Raw genomic sequence first — 14267 nt, forward strand, 5'->3', positions numbered from 1 at the left:
GCTCTATGTGACGACAGCGGTCTGTCAGTCAGCTTGGTTGTAGCTGACCCGCCGACATCGCAGGCAAGCCAGCTCCCCCATTTGGATTGGGTTTCAGCCCCGGTTCAGCAGTGATTCGATTTCATCGAACCCCGGCCGCGCCAATACATCGGGCTGACAGCAGCTTATTTGCAGCGCGACCAGTCCATCACTCACCTGATCCTCCACCCGCTCCAACAACTCCCCCAGCAACACGCCGAACGCCCGCACTTCAATACGCTGCAACGCTTTGGTCTCCAGGGTTTCCGCCGTGGCATGGAACGACGCCGCGCCAAAATCCCCCAGCAGGCAGTCCCCCGCTTCATTCCAGAGGATATTGTGGCCATACAGGTCGCCATGGGTGATGCCATGCCGATGCAGATGCGCGCCTACCGACGCGACCCCGCGTGCCATGCGCAACGCCACTTCAAGGCTGAAGCAAGCGCCCGCTTCGTAGATGTCGCGTGTGCACGAGGCCAGGCTCGGCAAGGCCGCGAGGTTGCGGTAGCTCGGGTCGATCAGCTCCATCACCAGTGCGGCCTGGTCGTCAGGGTGGCCGACAACGCGGCCCTCGACCTTGATCAGGTTGGGGTGCAAGCCGGCGGCAATGCAGGCCTGCATTTCGTGCAGTGGCGAGCCGTCGCTGGTGATGCTGCCTTTATACAGTTTGACGGCAACGGCTTTGCCCGACGGTTTCCACAGCGCTTTACGGATGACGCCGGAAGCGCCTTCGCCGAGGACTTCGGCCAGTGCCAGGTCGGACCAGGGAATATTCGCGGTAGTCTCATCGCCCGCCACCTCGACGGCCATTTCCACCGGGTTACCGGCATAGGCCAGCCAGGTCAGGCTGGGCAGCGTCAGCAGCCACTGCGGTAGCCGGGTGAAGCGGTTGGAGGCAATGCGGAGCAATTCGAGGTTGTGGCAGTTGGCCAAGCTTTCCGGCAGGTGCGTCAGCTCGTTGCCGGCCAGCATCAGCTTTTGCAGGAGTGGCCGTTCGCCCAATTCACTCGGCAACTGGCTGATGCGGTTATCGGTCAGGATCAGCCAGCGCAGCAGGGGCGGCAATGCGGCGGCGGGCACGTGGCTGATCCGGTTGGCCTTGAAGCCGATCATGCTCAGCTTGGCGCACTGGCCCAGGCTGGCCGGCAGCTCGGTGAACAGGTTGTCCGAGCAGAACAGCACGCGCAGGTGCGGCAGGCGGTGCAGGTCGTCGGGCAGGCGGCTCAGGGCGTTACCGCTGAGGTTGAGGATTTCCAGGGAGTCGGCCAGTTCGAAGATTTCCCGGGGGAATTCGGTCAGCCCGCAGGACAGGTCCAGGCGCGTGATGCCGGCCAATTGGCCGGCCTTGAGTTGGGCGAGGGTATTCATGAACGGCGCGGTCACTCGGCAAGAAGGCGTAAATGGCGCTCATGATACCGGGTCGGGCACCGGTTGCGGGCAGGTCTGTTGCAACTGCCCGAGACGGCTGGCAGAACGGGCGAGGTCGATGGCGTGGCCGCCCAAGGCGATGTCGAGGGGCTGCTCACCGATAAGCACCAGGTGCTTGTCCCGGTCGTAGAGCACGTCCACCAAGTTGATAAAACGCTGTTGCACGGCAATCGGACACTCCGCCAGTTGAGGCAGGCCGTCGATGACCCAGTGATCGTAGTCCTGGCACAGCAGCAGGTAGTCCATGACCGCCGTGAGTTGTTCGCACAGGTCGTTGAACGTGAAGGCAACGCTGCGTCCCGCGTGGCGCCGGCACATCAGGGTCCGGTGGCCGACGGCCAAGGGCTGGGGCGGGCAGTCCGCAGCGGGCAGATCGAGTGCTGCACGCTGGCTTACGGTTCCCGGCCATACGTACTGACCGCTGGTAAAACGTTGTGCGCTCTGCGCCTGGGGCAGGCTGCGAAAGTCCTGCGGCGAGCTGACCTCCAGCACCTCCATGCGCGCGTCGATCAGGTCGATCACCGGCTTGAATCGCTCGTGGTACAGGGGGTTGGGCAGCAAGCCTCGCGGCGCATAGTTGGACGTCACCAGCACCAGCACACCGCGCTCGAACAAGGCCTTGAACAGCCGCGTGATCAGCATGGCATCGCCGATATCGTGGACGTGGAATTCGTCGAAACACAGCACCTGGCAATCTGCCAGCCGTTCATCGAGGGCCACGGCCAGGGCATCGTCCTGTTCACGGTGGGTGAACATGTCGCGATGCAGTTGGGCGAAAAAGTCATGGAAGTGCACGCGCTGCTTCTGCGCAATCGGCAACGCCTGGAAAAACCCGTCCAGCAGCCAGCTTTTGCCGCGCCCCACTGGTCCATGCAGGTACAGGCTGCGGGCGGGTTGGCCGGCGAGCAAGTGCTGGGTTTCCCGGGCCAATGCTGCAATGGCTCGGGTTTGACCAGTGCTGAGGGTGTAACCCTGTTGCTCGGCCTTTTGCTGAAAGAACGCGGGGAGGGGCGAGGCGTCGAGGGGGGCGGTGTGTTTACCGAGCAGGCGACGGATCAGGGAAAGCGCGGCCAATGCAAGTCACTCTATAGTTCAGTGGTTGCTCACTTTAGGGCGCTCGCCGCGTTTTGACCAATAGAGAAGGGCGTTGCCCGCTATCTCGAAAAAGCCTGTCACGAAGGTAATCCTGTCCAGACTGGCAGTTTCTCGCTGAGTGTCTAACCTCCTACAAAGGAGTAATCCCTGTACAAGGATTTGGGGCAGTGAAGGGACGAGCAGTATTGGCAGTCATGGGCGCGACGCTCTGCAGCACGGCTTACGGCGCACAACTCCAGGTGGAGGTGCGTATCGACGTGCAGCGGGGCTGTCAGTTGGTGGGTACCACCCGCGAGGCTGGCATCGAGCAACTGGGTATCTTGGATTTCGGCAGCGGCGCGCGTCTCAACGACCCGGCCGGGCCCTTGAGTGCGGCGTTGATCAGCCAGCGCCAGCCGCGCCTGGAGTGCAACCCCGACACGCCGTATCAAGTGCGCGTGGACGGTGGCCTGCATGGCGGCACCGGTGAGGTGCGCTACCTGAGCGCCACCCCTTCGACCCAACCCATTCCCTATCGCCTATATGCCGACGCCGCGCGGCGCGTGCCGTTGCCGGTGGACGTGCCGCTGAGCGGCCGGGTGCCGGACGCAGGCTTTGTTGACCTGCCGCTTTACGGCCGCATTGAGCCGCTCAAAGACATCCCCGCCGTCGGCCGCTACACCGACCTGCTCAAGGTGACGGTGACATGGTAAGCCGCTGCATGGCCCTGGTGGTCATGGGCGGCCTGCTGGTGCTGGCGGATGACGCGCAGGCGGCTGCCGCCACCGGGCTGATCCAGGCGCGGCTGGTGATCACCGCCAGTTGCGAAGTGAGCAAAGGGGTTGAAAGCGCGCCGGTCAACCCCACCGGCGGCACGGCGATGCTCGACTTCGGCAGCCAAGGACCGACCTGGAGCAACCCGCTGGGCGCTGGCGTCACCGCGGGCGACAAGGCGCCATTGGCGGTGTCGTGCAACCCCTCGGTCTCGAGCTTCACCGTGACCATCGACGGCGGTACCAACGGCGATGGCACCACCCGGCGCCTGAGCAATGGGCGCCAGATGATTCCTTATCGCCTGTCCGCCGACCCGCAGGGTCACAGCACCTACAGCATCGGGCAGCAACACAATTTTGTCGTGGCCAAGGGCACCCAGATACCGATCCCGGTGTTTGGCTCCGTGGTCGCAAATACCAGTGCCTTACCGGCAGGGATCTACACCGACACGTTGACGGTGACACTGGACTGGTAACTCAAGAGGATGGAAACCATGCATGTACTTGTTTCTCGATTAGGCGTTTGCGCGCTGGGCCTGGCGATGGCCTCCAGCCTCAACGCGGCAACCACGGTGACCGGGCAGATCACGTCCAGCCTGATATTGATCTCCAGCTGCCAGGTCAACGGCTCTGGAGCGGCCACCGGCCTGAACTTCGGTAGCTTGAACTTCGGCACCACCAACAGCCTGTTCACCAACGCCGATGCGCAGTTGCTCGGCGGTACCGGCACGGGTGGCGGATTGTCGATCCTGTGTTCCAGTGGCACCACGCCAGCCGTCAAGGTGCGCGCCGGTGCGCATGACGGCGCTTCCCCAGGCGGCAGCCGTGCGCTGGCCGACGGTGCGGGCAACTTCGTGCCCTACGACTTCTACACCGACAGCGGCCACTCCGCGTTGTTGGCGATCGACGGCGTGATCACCCTCGCCGCCAGTACCGGCGTGGCGCAGACCGTCAGCCTCTACGGTCGGGCGGTGGGCAAGGCGGGGCTGCCGGCAGGCACCTACACCGACACCGTGGCCGTGGAACTGACGTTCTAGCGATGTGGTTCAGAGCGTTGCTGGCCTGTGCGCTGGCGGTGCCGCTGCCGTTATCGGCGGTGACCAGCCAGAGCTTCCAGGTGAGCGCAACCATCACCCCTGGCTGCCTGATTGTGGGCGGGAGCTCCAATTACGGCGCGCTGACCTACGGCAGTCATTCGGCCCTGGCGACCAGCACCGTCACGGCGGCGCTGGCAGCGGGCGTCACGTTGCAATGCACGCCGGGGGTGGCCCTGAGCATGAGCGTCGACGGTGGGTTGCACGGCAGCACCGGGCGTAATTTGCAGCACAGCAGCGGCAGTGCGCGGGTGGCGTATCAGTTATTTCGGGATGCGGCGTTCAGCCAGAGCCTGGGGATCGGCCAGAGCGTCAACGTGGCTTACAGCGATGCGAACACCATCAGCCTGCCGATCTACGGGCGGGTGCAGTTGCCGGGCAATCAGCCTGGGGGGACGTACAGCGACACGCTGCAAGTGCAGCTGACGTGGTAAGGCTATTGGTATAAGGAGTGGGGTTATGCGTTCACCTTCCCGGCGGCTGTGGGCCGCGGGTCTTGCCTTGAGTGCCGCGTGCACGGCAGGGCTAGTGCAAGCGGCCAGCTCGGTGCTGATCTGGCCCATCGATCCGGTGCTGGAGGCCGATCAACAGGCCAGCGCACTGTGGCTGGAAAACCGTGGGACCGAAACCGCGAGCTTGCAGATTCGCGTCTTTGCCTGGAGCCAGAGCGGCTTCGACGAGCAATACCAAAACCAGCGCGAGGTGATTGGCAGCCCGCCCGTGGCGCGGATCGAGCCGGGGCAGAAACAACTGGTACGCCTGACCCGCACCCGTGAAGTGCCGCCGGGGCAAGAGTTGGCCTACCGCATCATCATCGATGAAATCCCTTCACCCTTGCAGGTGCCCACGCCGCCGGAAGGCAAGAACACGGCGGCGGCGATCCGCTTTCAGATGCGTTATTCAGTGCCGCTGTTTGCCTACGGCGCGGGCCTGTGGAGCAAGGAAGACAGCACGCGCCAGCGCGACCCCAAGGGCGCCGGCAAACCGGAGCTGAGCTGGCACAAGGTCACGGTGGCAGGGCGCAACTACATCGAAGTGCGCAACCAGGGCGCCGTGCATGCGCGCCTCACCGATGCGTCATTCAAGCAGGGTGGGCAGACGCGGCCGTTGGTGGACGGCCTGTTGGGCTACGTACTGCCGGGCGCAACCATGCGCTGGCCGGTGCCGGATACGTTGTCGGCCGACCAGCCGCTGCAGGTCAGGATCAACGGTGCGCCGCAGTTGGAGAACCTGGCGCCGAAGCGGTAACCGCAGGGTAGCGGGGCTGGGAAGCCCCGGGTTTTAAACGGATGGAGATGTCCATTGAAGGACACAACGCCATGATGAGTCGTGGTCTGGCTCGTGGTATATGGCTGTCGGTGGTAAGCGGGCTGGGCGGCGCAATGATTGCGCTTCCAGGCGTGGCTGGCGACCTGCCACCGCCCCCTAGCAGTATGGAGGCTGTCGCCGATGCACAGTTGTTTCTGGAGTTGGTGGTCAACCAGATGGACACCGGCCTTGTTATTGCGGTCGATCAACGGGCCGGGCAACTCTACGTGCCGGCCAGTGCGCTGCAGGATGTGGGCATGAAGCTGCCCGGTGAACCGAGTGGGAGTGTGGCGCTGGACCAGATCCCCGGCCTGCACAGCGAGTACGACAGCCATGGCCAGCGCCTGTTGCTGGATGTGCCACCGTCGTGGCTGCAGGCGCAATTCATCGGCAACCGCAACACCTATCCGCGTACCCAGGCGATGAGCAGCTTCGGCGCCTTGCTCAACTATGACCTGTATTTCAACGACACCGACGAAGGCGGCAGCTACCTCGCCGCCTGGAACGAAGTGCGCCTGTTCGACAACTGGGGCACCTTGTCCAATACCGGTCAGTACCGCCAGACCCTGGCCGATGGGGTCGGCAGCAGTACGCTGAACAACGGCTACCGGCGCTACGACACCACCTGGCGTTTCTCCGATGATGAGCAGCTGCTGACCTACGAGGCCGGTGACGTGATCAGCGGCGCCTTGCCCTGGAGCAGTTCGGTGCGCCTGGGCGGCGTGCAACTGTCGCGGGACTTTGCGGTGCGCCCGGACCTGGTGACCTATCCTTTGCCGCAATTTGCCGGTGAGGCTGCGGTGCCATCGTCGGTGGACCTGTTTATCAACGGCTACAAGTCCGACAGCGCACTGTTGCAACCAGGGCCTTACACGCTGACCAATGTGCCGTTTATCAACGGAGCGGGCGAAGCCGTGGTGGTGACCACCGACGCCCTGGGTCGCCAGGTCTCGACCACCGTGCCGTTCTATGTGACCAGCACGTTGCTGCAACAGGGCCTGACGGATTTCTCGGTGGCCGCCGGTACCTTGCGCCGGGAGTACGCCCTGAAGGATTTTGCCTATGGGTCGGGTGTGGCCAGCGGCACCTTTCGTTATGGGTATTCCGACAACCTGACCTTGGAAACCCATGCCGAAGCGTCCAGCGACCTGACCCTGGGCGGCCTGGGCGGCAACCTGCGGCTGGGCAACTTCGGCGTGCTCAACACGGCCGTCAGTCAAAGCCAGTTCGAAGGCCACACCGGCCAGCAACTGAGCCTGGGTTATCAGTACAACAGCACGCGCTACAGCCTGTCCTATCAGCGGGTGGAGCGACACGAAGCGTACGCCGACCTGACCCTGGTCGACACGCCTTACGCCAGCCTCAGCAAGCGCAGCGAGCAGGTAACCCTGAGCCTCAACCTTGAGCGTTTCGGCAGCCTGGGTGTGGGGTATTTCGACGTGCAGGCGGCGGACGATTCGCGCACGCGCCTGCTCAACCTGAGCTGGAGTAAACCGCTGTGGCGCAACACCAGTTTCTACCTGTCGGCCAACCGTGAGATCGGCGACAGCAACTGGGCGATGCAGGCGCAACTGGTGATTCCGTTTGATCTCAACGGCAGCCTGGCCCTGAGCACCGAGCGCAGCAAGGAGGGCGCCAGCCGCCAGCGCCTCAACTACAGCCACGCGGTGCCCAGCGAAGGCGGGGTAGGCTACAACCTCGGTTATGCCCAGGGCGCTGGCCCGGCGTACCGGCAGGCCGACCTGACGTGGCGCTTGCAATCGGTGCAGTTGCGGGCTGGCGTATACGGCAGCAGCGATGCCGAGACGCGTTGGGCGGATGCCAGCGGCTCGCTGGTGTGGATGGGCGGCGACGCCTTTGCCGCCAACCGCATCAACGATGCCTTTGTGGTGGTGAGTACCCAGGGATTCGCCGGGATTCCGGTGCGCTACGAGAACCAGTTGGTGGGTGAAACCGACCGCAACGGCCATCTTCTGGTGCCGTGGAGCAGCGCGTATTACCGCGCCAAGTATGAAATCGATCCGCTGAACCTGCCGCTCAACGTGCAGAGCCCGAATGTGGAACAGCGTGTGTCGGTGCGGCGTGGCAGCGGCTACCTGCTGGAGTTTCCATTGCGCCGGGTACTCGCGGCCAGCGTCACCCTGGTGGACACCCAGCATCAGGAGTTGCCCCTGGGCAGCCTGGTGGTGCACGAGCAAAGCAACCAGCAGGCGGTGGTTGGCTGGGATGGCCTGGTGTACCTGGAAAATCTCTCGGGGCATAACACCCTGCACGTCACGCTGGGCGAAGGGCGTACCTGCCAGGCGCGGTTTGATATCGATGAGCAACAACAGGATGTGCCGCTGATCGGGCCGTTGGTGTGCCAATGAGAGGAATGGGGTGGCTGTGTGTCGTGGGCGTAGTGTTTTCGGGCCAGGCCATGGCGCTGTGTTCGGTGGTGACCACGACGCCGGCGAGTTTCGGTTCGATCAGCTCGATGACGGTGCGCACGGCGGCGCAGGCCAGTTCGACGGCCAACGCAGGGTTGAGCTGCACCTCGGCGTTGATTTCGCTGCTGGTGTCCACCGACCACTTCTACGCGACGATCACCTCATCCAAGACCGGGATGGTCGGGCCAACCGGCGATGTCATCGGCTATACGATTTACGGCAGCAACAGCACCAGTTTCCCGATAACCAGAGGCACCCAATTTGAATTCGGTGGTGCCGGGGGGATTGCCCAAGGCATCGGTTTGATCGCGGGGCCTGGGACAAAAACCGTCCCGCTGTACGTGAGCAGCATCACCGGCAGCAACGTTGCTGCGGGGTTGTACACCGAGACCTTGAACATTGCCTGGAACTGGAACTACTGCTCGGGGATCGGCATTGGAGGTATCTGCCTGGGCCGCGACATCGGCAGCGGCACGGCAGCGTTGACCGTGAGCATGACCGTCACCAATGACTGCCAGATCACCGCGCCCAATATCAGCTTTGGCAGCGCGCCGGTTGTCAGTGGGTTCTCCACCGTGACCGGGCAGACCAGCATTTCCTGCACCAAAGGCAGCGCCTACAGCGTCGGCCTGAGTGACGGCCAGAACCCGCTCAGCGTGGGCGGGCGACGGCGCATGGTGTCCGGCGGCAACTACCTGGCCTACGATATATTCAAAAGCGCCGGGACCACCCGCTGGGGCAGCGTGGGCGCAGCGCGTCGCGACAGCTCCACCGCCGAAATCAACCCCGGCAACGGCCTGGGCACCGGTAGCCAGGTGTTCAACTACAACGCCAGGGTCTACACCGACCAGAACACCCCACCCGCCGGTACCTATCTCGACAACGTGGTACTCGACGTGGGCTTTTAGAACGTCTGCATCGGTGGTGTGGGCTGACCCACCGGGCTGACCACCGCATAGTTGTAGCCGGCGCCGGACCAGTATTGGGTCTGCAAGCCATCGGCACTGCGGCTGCCACGGGGCAGGAAGCCGTTTTCGGGACCGGGTGGACGGATGTAGAAACTGATGCGCCGCCCTTGCCGGTCTTCGTACAGCACCATGGCCGCCGCGCCTTGCTCGGTGGTGAGCAAGCGCCCGCTGACCGGCGTGAAGCCCGATGCGCTCAAGTCAGGCAGGCGGTGCGCCTGGTTGAAGTAGCGGTCGAGCCAGGCCTGCATCGTGCCGTCGCCCTGGACCTTGTAGTCGGCGGGCATGATGCCGTCCTGGGCAAACAAGCGGAACGCCTGCATCGCGTCGGCCATTGGCAGCAGGGGCGGTTGGGTGGCTTCACGGGCTTGCCAGCCGCCGAGGCCGCCGAGGCCGACGGCGATCAGCAGCACGGCTGCGGTGGCGACGTGGCGACGCGATTGGCGCTTGATGCGTTGGCGGATGAGCGCCGGGTCCAAGTCCGGGTTGGCCGGCTGTTGCAGCGCACCGCCCAATGCCGCGCGCAGCAACTGTGCATCGTGCTGCCAGGCGTGGACCTGGGCCGCAACGTCCGGGTGGGCGGCCAAATAGGTTTCCAGCACACGGCGATCACTCTCCAGCAGTTGATGATCGACGTAGGCATGCAAATCGCGTTCGCTGGGGGGCAGGCTGATCATTTGAGTCTCCGCAGGGAAGGGCTGGCAATTTCGCCATCACTGAGTTGACGCAGGGCTTGGCGTGCCCGCGACAGGCGCGACATCACGGTACCGATGGGCACCTCGAGGATCTCGGCGACCTCCTTGTAGCTCAAGCCTTCGACGGAGACCCACAGCAGCAGCGCGCGCTGCTCGGTGCTGAGTTGATCGAAGGCTTGCAGGGTCGACTGGGCGATCACCGTGCGTTCCACCGACGGTTGCACATCGTCGCGTCCGGTGAAGAACTCCAGCATGCGTGCGTAGCGCCGGGTGCGGCGGTGGGCATCGAGGAATTGTCGGTAGAGGATCGAGAACAGCCAGGCGCGCAAGTCGCCTTCGATGCGTTTATCGGCCCAACTGATGATCCCCCGCTCCAGGGTCGACTGCACCAGGTCGTCGGCGCTGCTGGCGTTACGGGTCAGGGACACGGCAAAGCGCCGTAGCCTGGGGATGAGTTCACGTAACTGTTCGTCGAGTTCATGCATGGGCGTCTGGCAGGTCACTACGCTGGGATTAGAGAGACGTGCGGCGTTGAAGGTTATTCCCTGTGTTGGGAAATAAATCCACGGCCCGGGAATAGAGCGGATCGGCGTTCGTCTTAATGCTCCGACCTTATGTTCACCCCTAAGGCCTTTGGCCCTGGAGTTTCTTCATGGTAGATCACTCATCACCGCCCCGTCCCCCGTTGAGCACTGCGAGCCTGATCGCGCGCCTGGCGGGTATCGGTGCCGTGGTTGCGGTTGTGGCGGGGGCATTTGCCTACGTCAATGGCACCCTCGACCCACAGCGCCTGCGCCCGAAAACCTTGGTCAACGCCCTGGAAACCAACAATGGCGTGCACCCCGGCTTCCGACGTAACCATGCCAAGGGCGTGTGCGTGGCGGGGTATTTCGAGAGCAGTGCCGAAGCCCGGGCCTACTCCAGCGCCGAGGTGTTCAGCGCGGCCAAGACCCCGCTGATCGGTCGGTTTGCGTTGCCCAGCGGCAACCCCTATGCGCCGGACAGCAGTGTACCGATCCGCAGTTTTGCCGTGCAATTCAGCCAGGCCAACGGCCAGCAGTGGCGCACCGGCATGAACAGCATGCCGGTGTTCCCGGTGGGCACGCCCGAGGCGTTCTACCAAATGCTCAAGGCCGGCGCACCGGAGCCCGCCACCGGCAAACCGAACCCGGCGAGTATGCCAGCGTTCTTTGCCGCCCATCCCGAGACCGCGTCGTTTCTGGCATGGGTCAAGACCGCCAAGCCTTCGGCCAGTTATGCGACCGAAACCTACAACGGTATCAACGCGTTTTACCTGGTGGGTGCCGATGGCAAGCGCCAGGCCGTGCGTTGGGGCGTCGTACCCCTGAGTCAAGACGCACCGGGCGATACCGCGCCAGCGGGGAGTGATTTCCTCGAGAAAGACTTGGTGCAACGCCTGTCTACCGGGCCGCTGCGTTGGCAGTTAAACATGACCCTGGCCAACCCCGGCGACCCGTTGGACGATGCGAGCAAGGCCTGGACCGGCGAGCATAAGGTCATCAACGCCGGCACCCTGGTGTTGCAAAGCAGCCAGCCGCAAGCGGACGGTGCTTGCCGTGATATCAACTTTGATCCGCTGATTTTGCCCAGTGGCATTGAAGCCTCCAATGACCCCCTGCTGGCGGCACGTTCAGCAGCGTACGCGAGCTCGTACCTGCGCCGTGCCGGTGAAGTCAGCCCGTTGCATAGCGCCCCTCAGGAGTCGAAGCCATGAATGCCCAACCCCGGTTTTTCGCCCCCTTGGCGCGTCTGTTGCACTGGCTGATGGCGCTGATGGTCATCGCCATGCTGTTTATCGGCGCGGGCCTGGCGGCTTCGGTGTCGGAGCGGCATGAGTGGTTGATCCACCTGCACAAGCCGCTGGGTATTGCGATTCTGGCGTTGGTGATCGTGCGGTTGGTGGTGCGTTTTTCCACCCGCCAACCGCCGTTGCCAGCCGACTTGCCGTTGTGGCAAATGCTGGCGGCCAAGGCGTCCCATCTGGTGCTGTATGCCTTGATGCTGGTGCTGCCGCTGCTGGGCTGGGCAATGATTTCGGCGGCCGGCGACCCGGTGATGCTCAGCAGTTCGGTGCAGTTGCCGGCGCTGGTGGGGGCGAATGCGCCGCTGTTCGCGGTGCTGCGCAAGGCCCACGGGTTTCTCGCCTACCTGTTGTTCCTGACGGTGCTCTTGCACCTGGCGGCGGCGCTGTTCCATGGGCTGGTCCGACGCGATGGCGTGCTGCAAAGCATGACCGGCTCCAAACACTCCCTGTAGTGAGCGAGCTTGCTCGCGCTGGGCTGCGAAGCAGCCCCAAAATAGGCCCAGCCGATGCCTCTGAAGCATCGCCGTGCCAGGATTGGGGCCGCTAAGCAGCCCCACGCAAGCAATCCACAACCTCAGCGCAGGACGTCGACGATATCAGCAACCGTACTCAACACGTCCTTGCCCAACTGCATCGAGCGTTTGCCTGACCAGCCGGTGTGCAGGTCGGGCGCGTCGTCGTTATCCTTGAATGGCATTTCCAGGGTCAGCGACAGGCAGTCGTATTGTTGGCCTACCGCATTGCACGCCAGGGTCATGTTGGCTTCGCCCGGCAGGTCGCGGGTGTAGCCGTAGGTGGTCTGGAAGTCGCGGGTCAGCGCGCTCAGGTGGCCACGGAAGTGTTTTTCCAACGCCTCGATGCGCGGGGTATAACCGGGGTTACCCTCGCAGCCCGCGGTGAACACGTAGGGAATTTCCTCGTCACCGTGGATATCGAGGAACAGGTCGACGCCGTACGTTTCCATTTGCTGCTGTACGAACAGCACTTCCGGGCTGATCTCCTGGCTGGCGCTCTGCCAGGCACGGTTAAGGTCCTGGCCCATGGCGTTGGTGCGCAGGTGACCGTGGAAGGCGCCGTCTGGGTTCATGTTGGGCACCAGGTACAGGTCGGCGACTTTCAGCAGTTTTTTCAGCTCGGCGTCACCGTCCTGCTGCAGGCGTTCGATGATGCCCTCCATAAACCATTCGGCCATGTGCTCGCCAGGATGCTGTTGGGCGATGATCCAGATCTTGCGGCGGCCTTCGCCGCCTTTGCCGCGACGTAACAGTTGGATATCACGGCCTTCGACACTTTTACCGGTGGCCAGCAGCTTCGTGCCGGCACGGCTCAGGGCCTTGTCGATCAATGCGTCGTGGCGCTCGCGGCTGTAGGGCTCGAAGTAGGCAAACCACGCGTGTTTCTCGCGGGTTTCGAGGCTGATGTGCAGGATTTCCCCATCAAAGCGCGAAGGCACCCGGAACCAGTTGATATGGTCATAAGAGGCCACGGCGTTGTAGCCGCTCCACGCGTGCGGGTAGGAAGACTTGCTCGCGTTGCTCAGGCGGAACGTGTGGGTGTGGCCCACGTGCATGCCTTCGGCCTTGAAGTGGAACCACTGGAAGTGTGGGCTGCGCGTGTCGGGTTTGATTGCCAGCAACAACTGATAGGCATCGTGGGCATCCAGTACCTGGATATTGCCACTGTCGAAGTCGGTGCTGATTTTGATGGAGGTCAAGGCCACGGTCATAGTCTGGGTGCCTGAATATGAGTGTTGTGGCGCCATATTACACAGGAGTCTGGTAAAGGCTGGACGCAAAATTGTTGCTGGGGGAGGGGGGGCGTCATCCGTGACGCCGCCGCAGCTTAGAATCTATGAGATTGATTCTCAAGCGCTATTTCGCAAAGATGTGAGCCAGAGCGCTCGACCGACTTTCTTTCGGCGATGGTCTTTTGCTACCATGCGCGCCATCGAGCAACACACAGTCTTCATTAGCCTGAAGCCATGCCGGGGAAACCGGCAAAAAAAAGACCCGGCCAAAGAGCCGGGTCAAAAACCGTGATTAGCCTGATGAGGAGATATTCCAAGAGTCCGACCTAAGGTCCCTTGGTCTATCGACTGATCTCGCGATCAGCTGAGCCCAATAATAATCATTATCATTTGCAAGTCAAATGTTTTTATCCGTGAGATAGAAATATTTTTCTTCCGCGCCGGTTACCCGTTTGCCTGAGCCACTGGCACCTGCAACGACCGCTCCACCATCGCCTTCGCCATATCAATCAAATACACCACTGAAAACGCCAGGTCACGATGATTGCCCTGATGGCTGCTTGCTGATTCATAGGCGGTGGCCGCGGCGCTGCGCAGCAGGTCTGAAGCGTGTATCAGGGCTTCCTCCTGGCTGATGCCTGGCTTGAGGGTGAATAGGGCTCCATCCGGAAATGATTCCGAACTATCTTCTTTCAAGTAAAAGTCCAGCGCGCGCTTGGCGGCACCGCTATGGCGCAGGTCGTGCAGTTCAGTGTCTTCAGCGGTTTCAGGCAGGAAGTTGGGGCTGGTCGTCATGGGGGGCGGTACTCCGGATGGGTGTCGAAAACCTTATGTCCGATGATAGTACGTATCGTATTTATGTCGTTTTATGGATTACTACAAACTGTTTATTGCCCTGAAAACTCCATGAC

15 protein-coding genes are annotated in these 14267 nt (G+C 62.8%); 9 read left to right on the forward strand and 6 right to left on the reverse strand.

Features of this window, described 5'->3' with window-relative positions:
* Positions 1-93 precede the first annotated feature (93 nt).
* Together AO064_RS28385 and zapE are read right to left on the reverse strand one after the other, a co-directional pair.
* Entirely contained in the window at positions 94-1386 is a 1293-nt protein-coding gene (locus AO064_RS28385) for a protein kinase (RefSeq protein WP_064055428.1), read from the reverse strand.
* Positions 1387-1425: 39 nt separating this feature from the next.
* A complete protein-coding gene (zapE, locus tag AO064_RS28390) occupies positions 1426-2520 on the reverse strand; it encodes a cell division protein ZapE (protein ID WP_064055332.1) in 1095 nt (364 codons plus the stop codon).
* Positions 2521-2735: 215 nt separating this feature from the next.
* Here zapE and AO064_RS28395 point away from each other — a divergent pair, with 215 nt between their 5' ends.
* From AO064_RS28395 to AO064_RS28425, 7 genes are all read left to right on the forward strand, one after another.
* On the forward strand, positions 2736-3233 hold the full coding sequence (locus tag AO064_RS28395) for a Csu type fimbrial protein (RefSeq protein ID WP_064055333.1): 498 nt from the start codon (positions 2736-2738) through the stop codon (positions 3231-3233).
* On the forward strand, positions 3227-3769 hold the full coding sequence (locus tag AO064_RS28400) for a Csu type fimbrial protein (protein ID WP_015884701.1): 543 nt from the start codon (positions 3227-3229) through the stop codon (positions 3767-3769). The genes AO064_RS28395 and AO064_RS28400 overlap by 7 nt, the downstream gene beginning before the upstream one ends.
* A gap of 18 nt (positions 3770-3787) precedes the next feature.
* A complete protein-coding gene (locus tag AO064_RS28405) occupies positions 3788-4330 on the forward strand; it encodes a Csu type fimbrial protein (protein WP_064055429.1) in 543 nt (180 codons plus the stop codon).
* Between the two features lie 2 nt (positions 4331-4332).
* Positions 4333-4821 (forward strand): Csu type fimbrial protein, encoded by a 489-nt coding sequence (locus tag AO064_RS28410; RefSeq protein WP_064055334.1) that lies wholly within the window; start codon positions 4333-4335, stop codon positions 4819-4821.
* 25 nt (positions 4822-4846) lie between these two features.
* Complete coding sequence (locus AO064_RS28415) at positions 4847-5635, forward strand: fimbrial biogenesis chaperone (protein WP_064055335.1); 789 nt, start codon at positions 4847-4849, stop codon at positions 5633-5635.
* A gap of 71 nt (positions 5636-5706) precedes the next feature.
* The gene (locus AO064_RS28420) at positions 5707-8064 is read left to right on the forward strand and encodes a fimbria/pilus outer membrane usher protein (protein ID WP_082893999.1); all 2358 of its coding nucleotides are present in this window, start codon (positions 5707-5709) and stop codon (positions 8062-8064) included.
* A gap of 5 nt (positions 8065-8069) precedes the next feature.
* Positions 8070-9032 (forward strand): Csu type fimbrial protein, encoded by a 963-nt coding sequence (locus tag AO064_RS28425; protein WP_064055336.1) that lies wholly within the window; start codon positions 8070-8072, stop codon positions 9030-9032.
* Here the strand turns inward: AO064_RS28425 and AO064_RS28430 are convergent.
* Both AO064_RS28430 and AO064_RS28435 read right to left on the reverse strand, forming a co-directional pair.
* Positions 9029-9766: an anti-sigma factor family protein gene (locus tag AO064_RS28430; protein WP_064055337.1), complete on the reverse strand. Its 738-nt coding sequence runs from the start codon at positions 9764-9766 to the stop codon at positions 9029-9031. The two genes, AO064_RS28425 and AO064_RS28430, sit on opposite strands and share 4 nt — an antisense overlap.
* Positions 9763-10269 (reverse strand): sigma-70 family RNA polymerase sigma factor, encoded by a 507-nt coding sequence (locus tag AO064_RS28435; RefSeq protein WP_043205560.1) that lies wholly within the window; start codon positions 10267-10269, stop codon positions 9763-9765. Before AO064_RS28435 ends, AO064_RS28430 begins: the two co-directional genes overlap by 4 nt.
* A gap of 167 nt (positions 10270-10436) precedes the next feature.
* Here AO064_RS28435 and AO064_RS28440 point away from each other — a divergent pair, with 167 nt between their 5' ends.
* Positions 10437-11519 carry a catalase family peroxidase gene (locus AO064_RS28440; protein WP_064055338.1) on the forward strand — a complete coding sequence of 361 codons (1083 nt, stop codon included), beginning with the start codon at positions 10437-10439 and terminating at the stop codon, positions 11517-11519.
* A complete protein-coding gene (locus AO064_RS28445; RefSeq protein ID WP_064055339.1) occupies positions 11516-12061 on the forward strand; it encodes a cytochrome b in 546 nt (181 codons plus the stop codon). Before AO064_RS28440 ends, AO064_RS28445 begins: the two co-directional genes overlap by 4 nt.
* A gap of 122 nt (positions 12062-12183) precedes the next feature.
* On the opposite strand, the gene AO064_RS28450 is transcribed toward AO064_RS28445, so the two are convergent.
* Entirely contained in the window at positions 12184-13335 is a 1152-nt protein-coding gene (locus tag AO064_RS28450) for a M14 family metallopeptidase (protein WP_043205559.1), read from the reverse strand.
* 465 nt (positions 13336-13800) lie between these two features.
* On the reverse strand, positions 13801-14151 hold the full coding sequence (locus AO064_RS28455) for a DUF6124 family protein (RefSeq protein ID WP_046035556.1): 351 nt from the start codon (positions 14149-14151) through the stop codon (positions 13801-13803).
* Positions 14152-14267: the final 116 nt, after the last annotated feature.

It is taken from the genome of Pseudomonas marginalis, from assembly GCF_001645105.1.
GTDB classification, from domain to species: domain Bacteria; phylum Pseudomonadota; class Gammaproteobacteria; order Pseudomonadales; family Pseudomonadaceae; genus Aquipseudomonas; species Aquipseudomonas petroselini.